We start from the raw sequence: 13,233 nt of genomic DNA, 5'->3' as shown, positions 1-13,233 counted from the left end.
TCATGGATTGGACGGCAAACGCAGCACCAGGCTGCCGCGCCAGGTGGCATCCAAGCTGTCCGGGCCGGGGGGGCTGGCGTGCTGCAGCTGGGCTTGAGTGGGCAAAGCCTGGGCGTTGTCACGCGTTTGGCTCAGCCAGCGGGCCAGTGCGGCGGCCGGGGCGGCTTGCAGGCTCAGGGTGGCGGTTTCACCCTGCAGGCTGATGCGCGCGTTGGGGCCGAGTTCCGCCAGGCTTTTCTCCAGCCACTTGGCGGCATCGGCGCGGGAGATGGCCACAGGCTTTTGCAGGCTCTGGGCTTGCGCTTGCAGCTGGCGCATGCGCTGGCTTTGGGCGTCGAGCAGGGCCTGGCGGGCCGGGGCCTCTTGCCAGGTGCGCAGTGCCGGGGCCAGAGCCAGCATCCACAGCGCGGCCAGGCCGAGCACCCAGACGCCAATGCCGATCAGCCGCTGTTCACGCGGTTTGCGCCGGGACCAGACGCCTTGCCAGCCACTGCGCAATTGCGCGGTCAGGGTTGGCAGGTTCATGGCTTGGCCTCCACTTGGGCGCTCATCAACCAGCCGTCGCCTTGGGCGCGCCAGGCGTAACCGAGTGCGCTCAGGCTTTGCTGCAAGGCTTGCTGTTGGGCCGCATCGGGCTGAAAGTCTTGCAGGCGCATCTGGCCCGTTTGGTAAGACCATTGGCGCGGCGCGGCCAGCCCTGGCGGCAGGGCTTGGCCCAGCGCGGCCAGCATGGCTTCGAGGTCGCCTGCGCCGAGCTGGCCCGAGCCTTGGCGCAGCCGCTCGACTTGTTGGGTCATTTGCAGCGGCGCATCGACCACCAAGCTGGTTTGCGGGAAGGTCTCGCGCAGCACCTGGCCCCAGCTGCTTTGCTGGGCTTGCCAGTCGGCGCGGGTTTTCCAGGCCCAGGCATTCAGGCCGACCAATTGCGCGGCCAGCAAGAGCCACAAGCCCCAGCGGGCCGGCCGCCAGGCGGGGCTGTGCCACAGGCTGCTGACGGTGCGTTGCCAGTTTTTCAGTTGGCGGCTGCGGGCGTTGGCACGCAGCTCAAATTGGGCCAGGTCCCAATCACCTTGCACCGCGGTCAGCCAGTGCTGGGCCGGGGGCATGAGGCGCACGCCAGCGCCCAGCAGCTCTGTGGCCAAGGCCACGGCACCGGGTTCGGCCAGTAGCGTGGCCGTGGCCCGCTCGGGCTTGGACAGCCCCAGTCGTTCATGGGCCGCCAATCCGGCTGGGCGCAGGGCTGGCCAGGGCTGGCCCCAGACGCCGCGTTCGGGGTGGCTGACCCACAGCCAGCCGGTGTCGGCATCGCCCAGGGCGGTGAGCTGCACCGGGTTGCCTGGCGTGCCTGGGGAGAGTTCGGGCACGATGCGGTGCACGGGCAAACCTGCTTGTTCGAGGGCTTGCAGGTGGTCGCTCAGCCAGACTCGGTCGCACGCAGCCACCCAAGGGCGCGGGGTGCTGGTCCAATCGGTTTGCAAGGCCAGGTGCACGTGCTCAGGGTCGTCCAGCAGGCGGTCTTCCAGCAGGCCTTGCAAGGCCGCTTTGACCCGCTGGGCCTGTTTGTGCAGGCCGGCAGGCAACTCGACGCGGTGCCACGACAGCGCAGCGGCGGGCACCAGGGCCACGGTTTCGGATTGGCGATCGGCGGCAGGCAACAAAGCGGCCGCCGCCCACTGCAGCGTGAGCGGGCGTGAGCCGGGCTCGGCCTCGACCCGGGCATGGGGGTAGGCGAGGGTGGGGCTGGGTGGGCCCGACGGCAGTTGGATGATCAGGGTGCGCATGTGCAGATCATTGTAGAGGGGCATCAAGTCGCAATTGGGGGCTGCGCACGCGCCAGAGCATGCGCACCTGGCTGCCATCGCGCCGCACCAGCGCGGTCTCTTGTTGCACCACGTTGTCGATGCGCATGCGCCCTTGCACCTCAAAGTAACGGCTTTGCACGCTGTGTTGTTTGTCGTTCAGCAGGCGGCCGCTTGGCCCCAGGGCTTCTTTCGCGGCGTTCAGGCTGGCCCAGTGGCCCCGCTGGCGCTGGGCCACGGCTTGCCGTGCCGAGGCCAGGTCCAGCCCGGGCACCACGGCCGAGAGCACCTCGGCCGAGGCGGTGTTCAGGTTCACGGGGGTGGCCTCGGGCAGCAAGGTGATGTGCGCCTGCAAGGCGGCCAGCGTGCCGGGGCTCAGACCCAGCCAAACCAATTGAGCCGTTTGCTGGGGCATCAAGGCGGCGGGTCCTTCTTTGCCGGTGCCTGAGTTGGTGCCTGAGCTGTTTGGGGCTTGGCTGGCCCGGCTGGCCTGCAAGCTGGCGGGCAACTGCTGCGCCAGGCTTTGCAGCTCGGCCAATGGCAGGCCCAGGCGCTCGAACAAGGCGGCAAAGCGGGCCAGCGCCGGGGGTGAGATTTGCCCGTCTTCAACCAAGTTCACCACGTTCATGCGCGATTGGGCGTCGGTGATCTGGCCCGACAAAAAAACCTCGGTATCGCCCTCGCGCCACTGCTGGTCTTGCGACAGGAAGGTCGACAGTTTGGATTCTTGCACCGGCAAGGCCCAGGGCTCGCCCAGGTGGTCGGCTGCGGCGCTTTGCGCCGAAATCGCGTCTTCGCGCAAGATCAGCCGTGTCCAGTCCAGTGCGCCCGTCATCATCCAGGCGGTCTGGCTGCGACCGCGCTCGGCGATCTCAATCTCGACCTGTCGCCACTGTTGCCACAGTGCGGCGCTGGCCAGCGTGGCCACCAAGGCCACCGTGAGCATGGCCGTCAGCAAGGCTGCGCCGCGCTGGCGCTTCAGGGGGCGATTCAGGTGGCGCATCTTGGGGCGTAAGAAGGGGCGCATCATGGAGGCGCTCCTGACAAGGTCGGCCGCACCCAGTCCAAGGTCAGCGGGCCCGATCCGGCGGGACCGGGGGGCAGGCTCAGCACCAGACGCACACCATCCGGGGTGGGGGGGGTGGCGCTGGTTGTTGTGCCGGGGGTGGCGTTGGGGCTGTCAGGCGTGCCTGCGGTCACGGCAGCGCTCGACAAGGGGTTGGCCCAGCTGCCGCCCCGGTGCACGAACAGCTGCCAGCCCGACAAGGGGTGAATCTGGATCTGGCCGGCGCGGGTGCTGTCGTTGGCTGTTTGGCCCCACTGCGCTGCCAGCGCCCAGGCGCTTTGCCAGTCCTGGCGCTGACTCAAGGGCGGTGATTGCCACCGCTGCCAGTCACCCCCGCCGGGTCGGCCCGGGTCGCTGCGCCAAGTCCAGGCCACCACGCGGACACTGGCGGGCGCGGGGGGGGGCTGGCGGTTGGTTGCGCTTGTGGGGGGACTTGGGCTGCTGCTGGGCAGGGGGGCGTCGGCGGTGCGCCGTGTCAGGCGCAGCACCTGGCCGTTCCAGTCCCAGCTGGGGGTGCCGGGCAGCTCGGCCAATTGGTCCAGGTCGGTTTGCCACTGGGCCAGGCCCGCTTGCAGGCCGCGGATCTCGTCGGAGCGGCTTTGCAAACTGCTTTGGCTGCGCAGCATGCCGTCCAGCCCGCGCCAGGCCATCAGGCTCATCAAGGCCATCACGCTGATGGCCACCAGCACTTCGATCAGGGTGAAGCCGCGCTCGGCTTGTTGGGTTGTCGCCATCAGTTGCGCCCCATCACGGTGGACACCTGCAGCACATAAACGCCTTGGTCCAACACCCGCGCATCGACGCGCCTGAAATTGGGGTTGGGCGTGGGCCGCACCGACACCTCGACCTGCAGCAAGCGCCCGGCTTGGGTGCATTCGACGCTGGTGTTGCCCGTGTCGGGCAGTTGTCTGCGCAAGCGCAGCACGATCAATTCGTTGTCGGCGCAGATTTGGCTCAGCATGCTCACGGTCTGGCGTTCGGCATTGCGGCTGAGCGAGCCCGTGGCCTGCAGCCCGGCCATCAGCGCTATGGCGGTGATGCCCAGGGCGACCAGCACCTCGATCAGGGTGAAGCCGCGCTGGTTCATGGCGGCGTCTGTTCTCGCGTGTTTTGCACTTTGAAGGGCCGCAGGCCATCGGTCACAACCCACAGGGTCTGGCCGGGAGACTGTGGTGCCGACTGTGCGGTCGACAAGGCCACAGCTTGTGGCGCGATCAGGGGCTCCGGCCCCAGGGTGATGGCGCTGCCTGGCGCAGCGCGGGTGGTGTCAGCCAGCCAGTTTTGCGGCAGGCCAGGCGGTGGCAAGCCTTCAAAAACAAAACTTTGCACGGGGTTGGCTGAGTTGTCTTGGGTGCGCCAGACCACCGGCAACCCGTTGGCGCGGGCCTGGGCACGGCCGGTTTCGAGCAGCACGGCCAGGCGTTCGGCGTCGCGCTGAAGGGCGCTTTGGGCGCTGTCTCGCAGCGACAGGCTCACGCCCGCTGTGGCCACGGCGATCAGGGCCACCACCACCAGCAGTTCCAGCAGCGTGAAGCCCAGGGACAGGGCGAAAGGGCGTTTACTGCCAGCTGCCGAGGTCGGCATTGTTGCCCTCACCGCCGGCCTGACCGTCAGCGCCAAAGGACAGCACATCCACCTCGCCCTTGATGCCGGGGTTCAGAAATTGGTAAGGGCGGCCCCAAGGGTCTTTGGGCAGTTTGTCCAGATAAGGCTTCCAGTTGCCAGGCACAGGCTCGGTGGTGGGTTTGAGGATCAGGGCGTTCAGGCCCTGCTCGGTGCTGGGAAAGCGCTGGTTGTCCAGCTTGTAGAGCTTGAGGGCTTGCATCAGGTTGCCCACATCGGTGCGGGCAGCGGTGATGCGGGCGTCATCCGCGCGGCCCAGCACATTGGGCACGATCAACGCGGCCAACACGCCAATGATGGCCAGCACCACCATCAGCTCGATCAGGGTGAAGCCGCGTTGACGGGCCGGCGCAGGGCGAGCCGCAGCCGCGACAGCGCAAGGGTGGGGGAGTGGGGCGTGGTCTTGCATGGCTTCGATCATAATCCGGCCATGTTACAAATCTCCCCTGCCTCACAAAGTGCCAATCTTTGGCCGGGTGTTTCGGCCGCTTTGGTTGGCTGTGCGGCCGCCGCCAGCGTGGTGTTTTGGGTGTTGAACTTCCCTGCCGGCAGTGCGGTGCAGGGCGTGCCCTTGGTCCAAAGCTCAGTCCAAGCCGTGACCAGTTCATTTTCGTCCCATTTGGCCCGGGCCTGGGGGGTGCAAGCGGCCTTGCCCGAGGTCAGCATCGCCCAATCCGCGCGCTTTGAGCTTTGGGGTGTGGTGGCCGGTGCCTCTGGCCAGGGCAGCGCCCTGATCGCGGTGGATGGTCAACCGCCTCGGCCTTTTCGGGTAGGGCAAACCGTGGCGGATGGCGTGGTTTTGCAAAGCCTGGGCCCAAAGCAGGCGCAGTTGGGTGCCAGCGCGCAAGGCGCGGCCCTTTTTTCGCTCCGATTGCCTGGCGCAGACAAAGCGCCTTAAAGCGCCCTGAAACCCCTGTCGCGCAGCGTTGTCAGGCGCGCAAAAACAAACGGTACACCGGATTGTCGGTCTCTTCGGCATACGGATACCCCAGCGTTTTGAGGAACTTCTCAAACGCCTTGTCGTCCTTGGGGGGCACTTGCAGGCCCACCAAAATGCGGCCGTAGTCGGCGCCTTGGTTGCGGTAATGAAACAGGCTGATGTTCCAGCCCGGGCGCATCAGGCTCAAAAACTTGAGCAGTGCGCCGGGGCGTTCGGGGAACTCAAAGCGCAGCAAGCGTTCGTCTTGTGACAGGGCCGAGTGCCCACCCACCATGTGGCGGATGTGCTCTTTGGCCAGTTCGTCGTGGGTCAGGTCGATGGCCTTGAACTGGTGTTTGTTGAACTTGGTGGTGATCTTGCTGCTCTCACCCTTGCCCTGCGTGCTCAGGCCCAGAAAGACATGGGCCTTGTCCGAATCGCTCATGCGGTAGTTGAACTCGGTCACGTTGCGCGGGCCGCCGGGCAGGCTGCCGATCAGCTCCAAAAAGCGTTTGAAGCTGCCGCGCTCTTCCGGGATGGTCACAGCAAACAGAGCTTCTTTTTCTTCGCCCACGTCGGCCCGCTCGGCCACAAAGCGCAGGCGGTCGAAGTTCATGTTGGCGCCGCACAAGATGGCCGCAAAGGTCTGTCCCTTGCATTTGTGCGCTGCCACATACTGTTTGATGGCCGCCACCGCCAGCGCGCCTGCGGGCTCCACGATCGAGCGGGTGTCCACAAACACGTCCTTGATGGCCGCGCACACCGCGTCGGTGTCCACCGTCATGTAGGCGTCCACCAAGTTGCTGGCCACGCGGAAAGTTTCTTCGCCGACCAACTTGACCGCAGTGCCATCCGAGAACAGCCCCACATCTGCCAAAGTCACGCGCTGTTTGGCGGTCACCGACTGGATCATGGCATCCGAGTCGTTCATCTGAACGCCAATCACCTTGACGCCTGGGCGCACCGCCTTGATGTAGTTGGCCACGCCAGATATCAGACCGCCGCCCCCGATGGCCACAAACACCGCATCCAGCGGCCCTTGGTGCTGGCGCAGCATTTCCATGGCGATCGTGCCCTGGCCCGCGATCACGTCCGGGTCGTCAAAGGGGTGCACAAACGTGAGGCCCTGCTTTTTTTGCAGCGTCAGGGCGTGTTTGTAGGCGTCTGAATAGCTCTCGCCAAACAACACCACCTCGCCCCCAAAGCCTTTGACCGCGTCGATTTTGACCTGCGGCGTGGTGGTGGGCATGACGATCACCGCACGGGTGCCCAGGCGGCTGGCGCTCAGCGCCACGCCTTGCGCGTGGTTGCCCGCCGAGGCGCAGATCACACCCTTTTTGAGCTGCTCCGGGCTCAGGTGCGCCATCTTGTTGTAGGCCCCGCGCAGCTTGAAGCTGTGCACCGGTTGCTGGTCTTCGCGCTTCAACAGCACCTGGTTGCCCAAGCGCTTCGACAGGTTTTTGGCCGTTTCCAAGGCGGACTCGGTCGCCACGTCATACACCTTGGCGTTGAGGATCTTGATCAGGTAATCGGCGGGTTGGAGGTGTGGGGTGGTCATGTCCGGTGCGATGGCAGACGTGCCGCATCGCCTAAAAAGTGTGGGCTTGATGATAACGGCCGATAACGGCCAAAAAAAATGCCCCAAGCCTTGCGGCTGGGGGCAAATCCACCTTTTCAGAGGGTGGAGGAGACAAGGGGTGCATGCAAAAAAGCACGCTTGTTCGCAATTGTACGGGTGTTTTTGTTGCGTTGCAGCAAGTTGAGTGTCTCGGAGTGCAAAAACTTGTAAAGTTGACCACCTCCAAGACCACTCAAAATCCTTGCGTTCAGCACGGATGACACACAAGGAAACAAAAATGGAATGCACAGTCACTTGGACCGGCGTTGCCGGCACCCGCTCGGGCATGGGTTTTGTGGCCGAAACCGGCTCAGGCCACATCGTGAACATGGACGGCGCGCCTGACGCGGCCAAGCCCGAAAACGGCGGCCAAAACCTCGCCCCGCGCCCCATGGAAATGCTGTTGGCCGGCACGGGCGGTTGTACCGCTTATGACGTGGTGTTGATCTTGAAGCGCGGCCGCCATGACGTGCGCGGCTGCAGCGTCAAGATCAGCAGCGAACGCGCTGAGGTCGACCCCGAAGTCTTCACTAAGATCAACATGCACTTCACCGTCACCGCCAAAGGCGTTGCCGCCAGCGCCGTGGAGCGGGCCATTGCCATGAGCCACGACAAATACTGCTCGGCCAGCATCATGCTGGGCAAAACGGCTGAGATCACGACCAGTTTTGAGGTGGTGGAAGTGAACGGTTGACCATTGAGCAGGCTGGGTAAATGCCCTGCTGAGACCCTGAGTACCCGTGGGCGGGTATCAGGCGGCTCAAACCCGGTGGGCCACCGTGGTCATCACCTTGGCGGCGGCTTGCATCAAGGCCTTGATTGGGGCGGGCAGTTCCACCGCGCCGGCTTTCATGGCCATCTGGGCGTGGGCGACCTCGTCAGCCTTCATGGCCGACACGATGGCGCGAGACGCCAAATCTGCCGCCGGCAGCAAATCCATGTGGCTTTGCAGGTGGGCTTCCACCTGGCGCTCGGTTTCCACCACAAAGCCCAGACTCACCCGGTCGCCGCCCAGCTTACCCGCCGCAAAACCGATGACAAACGCACCGGCATACCAAAGCGGATTCAACAAAGAAGGCCGGTCGTTCAACTCGTCGAGGCGCTGCTTCGTCCAGGCCAAGTGGTCGGTCTCTTCGCGGCTGGCCTCGGCCAGTTGAGCGCGCAGTGCAGGGCTCTGGCATGCCAGGGCCTGGCCGGTGTACAGCGCCTGGGCACAGACCTCACCCACATGGTTGATGCGCATCAGCGCACCCGCTTGGCGCTGCTCGGCCTCGTTGAGCTCAAGCGCAGCCACAGAGACCGCCGGATTGGGGCGACTGGCGCGCGGCTCGGCGCAAAGGGTGCGCAGGGCGCTGTCCACGGCCAAAATCAAGGCATTGCTCATGGTCCAAGTGTAAACAATCGATTCGTTCGGGCTGAAAAACGCCAACGGGCCCGTGCTGGGATCTGGGTTACTGAATTTGTAACTGTTAGCAATCGTGTTTTGAAATGGGTCCAAAGTCATTGTCGCCATTGATAAAAATGCGGTTTTTAGAGTCGAACGAGGGTAAATACGGGGGGTTGTTGCATGCTTGCAACGAAAAGAACTTTTCTTGGACGAATGTCTTGGCGAACACACAGTCGTCTGGTGGAATACAGACAACTTCCTGATTTGGAGGTTGGCTCAGGGTTTCGACGGGTGAATATCACCCATCTGATTCGGGCCCTTGTTTAACCTTGGAGAAACTTGCAATGAAAAAATCTCTGATTGCTCTGGCTGTTTTGGCAGCTTCCGGCACCTCTTTCGCTCAATCCACCGTGACTTTGTCTGGTAACGTCAAAGCTGGCGTGGCACAGACCAAATACTCCGGCGGAGCCGCTGCTGCAAACAATGGTACAGCCACTGGTTTGGCCGACGGTTCTTCGCGCTTCATTTTGAGCGGCAGCGAAGACCTGGGTGGCGGCTTGAAAGCCAACTTCCAAGTGGACACACGTTACCGTATGGACGACAACGGTGCAGCGCCTACATCCAGCCCATTGGCTGGCGGCAACACCTTTGTGGGCGTGTCTGGCGGTTTCGGTAACGTCCAAATGGGCAAGCTGGACACCCACTACTGCATGGGCGGCGACACCCACGGCTCACGTGCCACTGCATTGCAAGCGGCCAGCTGCGCACTGTTGGGCTTTGTGAACGGTTCTGGCAGCGGCCAAGCCATTGCCAACGCCAGCCGTTCCACCAACGTGGTTCGCTACACAGCCCCTGCTATGAGCGGTTTGACTTTGCAAGGCACTTACAGCTTCGCACAATCTGGCTCTGAAGGTGCAGTCGGTACAACAAGCGGCGGCAATGCATCGCACTTCCAAGGTGTTTACGCTGCAGGTCCTCTGACTGTCGGCGCCAGCATGTGGCAAGCCAAGGGCGAAGACCAAACGACGACTGCTGCTCGTACCGGTCAAAAAGCAACCACCTTCATGGCCAACTACAACTTGGGCGTGGCCACCATTGGCCTGACCTATGACACATCGGCTACGCGTGCAGCAGCAGCCAGTGCAGCCTTCATCGACACCGAGCGTACTGTGACTTCCATCCCTGTCACCGTGCCCATGGGTGCTGGTACAGTTTTGTTCACATACAGCAAAGCTGGCGAAACAAAAATTGGCGGCGTCACACAGGCCAACACCGGCGCTACATTGATGTCCGTCGGTTATGACTACGCTTTCTCCAAGCGCACCACCTTGGGTGTGAGCTATGCCAAGCTGGACAACAAAACCGCTGCTGGCTACGCACTGTACACCCAGACAGCCCTGAACGGTACACCTGCCAATGCTGTTGGCACTGATGCTGCTCAGTTTTACTTGGGTCTGCGCCACGCCTTCTAATTCCCAGCTGGCGCAAGCCAGTTGAGTTTTAAAAGACACAAAACCCACCGTGGCAACACGGTGGGTTTTTTTATGACTGCTCGGTGGCGCTGTCTATCCAAAAAACACACCCCTGCAAGGGATAGCACGGGTACGGCAACGCTGAAGAGCTGATAGATTGGAGGATTGTTAGGATTTTCAGGATTTTCAACATGTTGTACCCCCCTGTCTCTTTTCGTTCGTGGTGCGCCTCACTGGGCTTGGGCCTGTCCACCGCGGGCTTGCTGTTATTGACGGGATGCGCCAGTGCGCCCAAAGAGGCGCCACCTGCCCAACTGGCCTGTCCTGAGGGGGTTCCTGCGGGCACCCAGTGTTGGCGAGGGCAGGATTCTGCGGGCGCGCATTATTTGCTGGCCAAGCCTGCCCAGTGGAGCGGTGTGCTGGTGGTGCACGCGCATGGCGGTCCCGCCTTGGGCGAGCCAAAGGCCTCCAGGGCAGACGAAGACATCAAGCGTTGGGCGATCACTTTGACCGAAGGCCACGCGTGGGCCGGGTCGGTGTTCAGGCAGGGTGGATTTGCCGTCACCACGGCGGCCGAAGACACAGAACGTGTTCGGCGCATCTTTGTGGACCATGTGGCCAAGCCGCAGAGGACTTTGTTGCACGGACAATCCTGGGGGGCGATGGTGGCCACGCGTGCGGCCGAGATGTACCCCCAATCCTGGGAAGGCATTTTGCTGACCAGCGGTGTGGTGGCCGGGCCCACCACTTACGACTTCCGTTTGGACTTGCGCGCCATTTACCAGCACCTGTGCCAAAACCACCCGCGCCCCAATGAGCCTCGGTACCCACTGTCGCTGGGGTTGCCGGCCGACAGCAAACTGACGTCAGCGGAGTTGGCCACGCGGGTCAACGATTGTTTGGGTGTGCGAAAACCAGCAGCCCAACGCAGTGCTGAACAAATCCAAAAAATCAAAACCATCGTCGATGTCTTGAAAATCCCGGAAAACTCGATTGCAGGTCACCTGAATTGGGGCACGTTCACGCTGCGCGATGTGGTCACCAAAAGTGGCGGTGCCAGCCCCTTTGGCAATGACACAGTCCAGTACCGCGGCTCCGCCAACGACGCCGCCCTGAATGCGGCCGTGCTGCGCTTCAAAGCCGACCCGCAAGCCAGCGCCAAGTTTGATGCCGATGTCAATCACCGTGGCCGGTTCAAGGTGCCTGTGTTATCGGCACACGGCATCCGGGATTCGACGGTGTTTGTGGAGGGCAGCGACACCCTGCGCCTGCGCATGGAAGCCTCTGGTAACGGTGCGCGGCTGGTGCAAACCTTTGTGGACTCTGCTGAGCACAGTTATTTGGGCGATGTCATTTACCCGCCGCTGTTTGAGGCCTTGCTGGCTTGGGTCAACCTCGGCACCAAGCCAACACCTGTGGGCATCTCTGCACGTTGCGCGGCCTTGCGGCCTGCACAAGCTGCTGAGTGCCGGTTTCAGACGGCCTACACCCCACAGCCTTTGGCCACCCGCATCGCTCCGCGCTGAACGCGGACGGTACGTGCAGCGGCTGGCGCATGCCGCTGCAAGCCCAATCACTGCTGCGCAATCCCGGCTTTTTGAATCACTTCCGTCCAGCGCTGGATGTCTGTATCGAGCAACTGAGCCAGTTGGGTGGGGGTGCTGGATTGGGCTTGCACGTTGAAACCCGCCAGGCGTTGCACCATGGCAGGATCGGCCAGGATTTTGGCCACTTCGGTGCTCAGACGATCGACCACGGCTTTGGGGGTTTTACCAGGCGCGGCCAGTGCGTTCCAAGACGACACATTGAAGTTGCTCAGGCCTGGCAACTCGCGCACCACCGGCACTTGGGGCTGGTCTTTGGGGCGGTTGGCGCCCATCACACCCAGCAGCCGCACAGCCTTGGCGTTGATCTGGGGTTTGAGCGGTCCCAGGATCTCCACCACCGCATCGATCTGGCCGCCGCGCAGGGCGTTGATCACCGCAGGCGTGCCGTTGTAAGGGATGATTTGCGCGATCAGGTTGGCCTGGGTGCGCAGCAGCTCGGCGGCCAGGTGTTGGGTACTGCCGATGTTGATGGTGCCGAAGTTGAGCTGGCCCGGGTGGGCGCGGCCAAAGCCGATCAGCTCGGCCAGGCTTTTGTGCGGTGAGGACTCTGGCACCACGATGGCGATGTCAAACAAGCCCAGCAAAGACACGGGCGCGAAGTCGGTGCGGGGGTTGAAGGGCAAGGACTTGAATAGGCCCGCACTCACGGCCGTGCCATTGGACATCAGCAGCAGGGTGTGGCCGTCGGGCTCGGCCTTGGCCACCAGCTCGGCTGCCACGATGCCGCCTGCGCCGGGCCGGTTGTCAATGACGACGGGTTGGCCCAGATTCACAGACAGCTGCTGCGCCACGGCACGCGCCGTCAGATCGGCCACGCCACCCGCACCAAAAGGCACGACGATGCGCAGGGCTTTGAAGGGAAAAGCGGCTTGAGCCCAGGCAATGTTCAAATACCCTGCGGGCAAAAGGGCAGCGAGCATCACGAGGCGGCGGCTTAGCATGGGCACACTCCAAAAAAAGTTTGAGACAGGATGATAAAACCAAGCACCCCAAGGCTTCGTTTGGCGCTGTACGCCAGTCTGTGCAGCAGTCTGTTGTTGCCCGGCTGCGCCTTCTGGAAGGCCGAAGCACCGCAAGACAAGCCGCCACAGGTTCTGCGGCAGTTGCCCCTGCAGTTCAGTGCGCAGGACAAGTCGCAGTGGCAGGTCATGCGCTTGCCGGGCAAGCTGCTCACGGCTTACCGGGTGGCCCCGCAAGGCACGCGCGATGCCTTGCTGGCCGAAGCGGATTCCTCGGCCAGCATGTTGAGACAGGCGTTGCACATCCCCCCAGAGCAATTGGGAAAATTGCAGTTTGACTGGCGAGTCGATCAGCTCATAACGGGCGCGGACATGCGCCAGCGTGAGACCGAAGACTCCCCGGTGCGCCTGATCCTGGTGTTTGAGGGCGACCGCCAGCATTTTTTGGCGCAAAACAACCTGCTCAGCGAGTTGACCCTCAGCCTGACCGGCGAGCCTCTGCCCTACGCGACGCTGATGTACGTGTGGTGCAACGACTGTCCAGCCGGGTCGGTGATCGTGAACCCGAGAACCGACCGCATCCGCAAGCTGGCGGTGGAGTCGGGTGCGGGGCGAGTGGGGCAGTGGTTGAGTTACCGCCGCGACATCCGGGCCGACTTTGAGAAAGCCTTTGGCGAGCCGCCCGGGGCCTTGCTGGGGCTGGCCATCATGACCGACACCGACAACACCCGCAGCACCACACGCGCCTGGTATGGCGCGATACGGCTGCAGTGAGTGCCCCAG

At 63.2% G+C, this 13,233-nt stretch carries 15 protein-coding genes; 5 read left to right on the top strand and 10 right to left on the bottom strand.

What is annotated here, in order from left to right; all coding sequences use genetic code 11:
• The 7 genes from gspM to gspG are packed head-to-tail and all read right to left on the bottom strand — an operon-like array spanning position 1 to position 4,897.
• On the bottom strand, positions 1–525 hold the full coding sequence (gene gspM / locus Q0O99_RS03455; RefSeq protein WP_293748575.1) for a type II secretion system protein GspM: 525 nt from the start codon (positions 523–525) through the stop codon (positions 1–3).
• Entirely contained in the window at positions 522–1,781 is a 1,260-nt protein-coding gene (gene gspL, locus Q0O99_RS03450; protein ID WP_293748573.1) for a type II secretion system protein GspL, read from the bottom strand. The genes gspM and gspL overlap by 4 nt, the downstream gene beginning before the upstream one ends.
• A 7-nt stretch (positions 1,782–1,788) precedes the next feature.
• Positions 1,789–2,829 (bottom strand): type II secretion system minor pseudopilin GspK, encoded by a 1,041-nt coding sequence (gspK, locus tag Q0O99_RS03445; protein ID WP_293748571.1) that lies wholly within the window; start codon positions 2,827–2,829, stop codon positions 1,789–1,791.
• Positions 2,826–3,599, bottom strand: a complete 774-nt coding sequence (locus Q0O99_RS03440; RefSeq protein WP_293748569.1) for a type II secretion system protein J — start codon at positions 3,597–3,599, stop codon at positions 2,826–2,828. Before Q0O99_RS03440 ends, gspK begins: the two co-directional genes overlap by 4 nt.
• Complete coding sequence (gene gspI / locus Q0O99_RS03435) at positions 3,599–3,952, bottom strand: type II secretion system minor pseudopilin GspI (RefSeq protein WP_293748567.1); 354 nt, start codon at positions 3,950–3,952, stop codon at positions 3,599–3,601. The genes Q0O99_RS03440 and gspI overlap by 1 nt, the downstream gene beginning before the upstream one ends.
• A complete protein-coding gene (locus Q0O99_RS03430) occupies positions 3,949–4,449 on the bottom strand; it encodes a prepilin-type N-terminal cleavage/methylation domain-containing protein (protein ID WP_293748565.1) in 501 nt (166 codons plus the stop codon). The genes gspI and Q0O99_RS03430 overlap by 4 nt, the downstream gene beginning before the upstream one ends.
• Positions 4,424–4,897: a type II secretion system major pseudopilin GspG gene (gene gspG / locus Q0O99_RS03425; RefSeq protein WP_293748563.1), complete on the bottom strand. Its 474-nt coding sequence runs from the start codon at positions 4,895–4,897 to the stop codon at positions 4,424–4,426. The genes Q0O99_RS03430 and gspG overlap by 26 nt, the downstream gene beginning before the upstream one ends.
• 21 nt (positions 4,898–4,918) lie before the next feature.
• Between gspG and Q0O99_RS03420 the strand changes: the two genes are divergently transcribed.
• Complete coding sequence (locus tag Q0O99_RS03420; protein ID WP_293748561.1) at positions 4,919–5,386, top strand: type II secretion system protein N; 468 nt, start codon at positions 4,919–4,921, stop codon at positions 5,384–5,386.
• A 31-nt stretch (positions 5,387–5,417) separates the two neighbouring features.
• Here Q0O99_RS03420 and ilvA read toward each other — a convergent pair whose 3' ends face one another.
• A complete protein-coding gene (ilvA, locus tag Q0O99_RS03415; protein ID WP_293748559.1) occupies positions 5,418–6,965 on the bottom strand; it encodes a threonine ammonia-lyase, biosynthetic in 1,548 nt (515 codons plus the stop codon).
• 298 nt (positions 6,966–7,263) lie between these two features.
• Between ilvA and Q0O99_RS03410 the strand changes: the two genes are divergently transcribed.
• Positions 7,264–7,719: an OsmC family protein gene (locus Q0O99_RS03410; RefSeq protein ID WP_293748557.1), complete on the top strand. Its 456-nt coding sequence runs from the start codon at positions 7,264–7,266 to the stop codon at positions 7,717–7,719.
• 66 nt (positions 7,720–7,785) lie between these two features.
• Here Q0O99_RS03410 and coq7 read toward each other — a convergent pair whose 3' ends face one another.
• Complete coding sequence (coq7, locus tag Q0O99_RS03405; RefSeq protein ID WP_293748555.1) at positions 7,786–8,409, bottom strand: 2-polyprenyl-3-methyl-6-methoxy-1,4-benzoquinone monooxygenase; 624 nt, start codon at positions 8,407–8,409, stop codon at positions 7,786–7,788.
• 347 nt (positions 8,410–8,756) lie between these two features.
• On the opposite strand from coq7, the gene Q0O99_RS03400 reads away from it, so the two are divergent.
• Both Q0O99_RS03400 and Q0O99_RS03395 read left to right on the top strand, forming a co-directional pair.
• Entirely contained in the window at positions 8,757–9,884 is a 1,128-nt protein-coding gene (locus tag Q0O99_RS03400) for a porin (protein WP_293748553.1), read from the top strand.
• A gap of 191 nt (positions 9,885–10,075) precedes the next feature.
• Positions 10,076–11,410, top strand: a complete 1,335-nt coding sequence (locus tag Q0O99_RS03395; protein WP_293748552.1) for a hypothetical protein — start codon at positions 10,076–10,078, stop codon at positions 11,408–11,410.
• A 47-nt stretch (positions 11,411–11,457) separates the two neighbouring features.
• Here the strand turns inward: Q0O99_RS03395 and Q0O99_RS03390 are convergent, their stop codons facing one another.
• Positions 11,458–12,432 (bottom strand): tripartite tricarboxylate transporter substrate binding protein, encoded by a 975-nt coding sequence (locus Q0O99_RS03390; protein ID WP_293748550.1) that lies wholly within the window; start codon positions 12,430–12,432, stop codon positions 11,458–11,460.
• Between the two features lie 30 nt (positions 12,433–12,462).
• Between Q0O99_RS03390 and Q0O99_RS03385 the strand changes: the two genes are divergently transcribed.
• Positions 12,463–13,224 (top strand): DUF3047 domain-containing protein, encoded by a 762-nt coding sequence (locus Q0O99_RS03385; RefSeq protein WP_293748548.1) that lies wholly within the window; start codon positions 12,463–12,465, stop codon positions 13,222–13,224.
• The last annotated feature ends 9 nt before the right edge of the window (positions 13,225–13,233 follow it).

Origin of the sequence: Limnohabitans sp. Rim8, from assembly GCF_945901735.1 — a bacterium.
GTDB lineage: Bacteria > Pseudomonadota > Gammaproteobacteria > Burkholderiales > Burkholderiaceae_C > Limnohabitans_A.
This window is presented reverse-complemented; position numbering and strand designations above follow the sequence as displayed.

What these genes read in the sequence shown, in the direction of transcription:
- gspI (WP_293748567.1), bottom strand. Translation starts at nt 3,952, where the DNA reads ATGAACCAGCGCGGCTTCACCCTGATCGAGGTGCTGGTCGCCCTGGGC.
- Q0O99_RS03410 (WP_293748557.1), top strand. Translation starts at nt 7,264, where the DNA reads ATGGAATGCACAGTCACTTGGACCGGCGTTGCCGGCACCCGCTCGGGC.
- Q0O99_RS03390 (WP_293748550.1), bottom strand. Translation starts at nt 12,432, where the DNA reads ATGCTAAGCCGCCGCCTCGTGATGCTCGCTGCCCTTTTGCCCGCAGGG.
- gspL (WP_293748573.1), bottom strand. Translation starts at nt 1,781, where the DNA reads ATGCGCACCCTGATCATCCAACTGCCGTCGGGCCCACCCAGCCCCACC.
- coq7 (WP_293748555.1), bottom strand. Translation starts at nt 8,409, where the DNA reads ATGAGCAATGCCTTGATTTTGGCCGTGGACAGCGCCCTGCGCACCCTT.
- Q0O99_RS03395 (WP_293748552.1), top strand. Translation starts at nt 10,076, where the DNA reads ATGTTGTACCCCCCTGTCTCTTTTCGTTCGTGGTGCGCCTCACTGGGC.
- Q0O99_RS03385 (WP_293748548.1), top strand. Translation starts at nt 12,463, where the DNA reads ATGATAAAACCAAGCACCCCAAGGCTTCGTTTGGCGCTGTACGCCAGT.
- gspG (WP_293748563.1), bottom strand. Translation starts at nt 4,897, where the DNA reads ATGCAAGACCACGCCCCACTCCCCCACCCTTGCGCTGTCGCGGCTGCG.
- Q0O99_RS03400 (WP_293748553.1), top strand. Translation starts at nt 8,757, where the DNA reads ATGAAAAAATCTCTGATTGCTCTGGCTGTTTTGGCAGCTTCCGGCACC.
- ilvA (WP_293748559.1), bottom strand. Translation starts at nt 6,965, where the DNA reads ATGACCACCCCACACCTCCAACCCGCCGATTACCTGATCAAGATCCTC.
- Q0O99_RS03420 (WP_293748561.1), top strand. Translation starts at nt 4,919, where the DNA reads ATGTTACAAATCTCCCCTGCCTCACAAAGTGCCAATCTTTGGCCGGGT.
- Q0O99_RS03430 (WP_293748565.1), bottom strand. Translation starts at nt 4,449, where the DNA reads ATGCCGACCTCGGCAGCTGGCAGTAAACGCCCTTTCGCCCTGTCCCTG.
- Q0O99_RS03440 (WP_293748569.1), bottom strand. Translation starts at nt 3,599, where the DNA reads ATGGCGACAACCCAACAAGCCGAGCGCGGCTTCACCCTGATCGAAGTG.
- gspM (WP_293748575.1), bottom strand. Translation starts at nt 525, where the DNA reads ATGAACCTGCCAACCCTGACCGCGCAATTGCGCAGTGGCTGGCAAGGC.
- gspK (WP_293748571.1), bottom strand. Translation starts at nt 2,829, where the DNA reads ATGATGCGCCCCTTCTTACGCCCCAAGATGCGCCACCTGAATCGCCCC.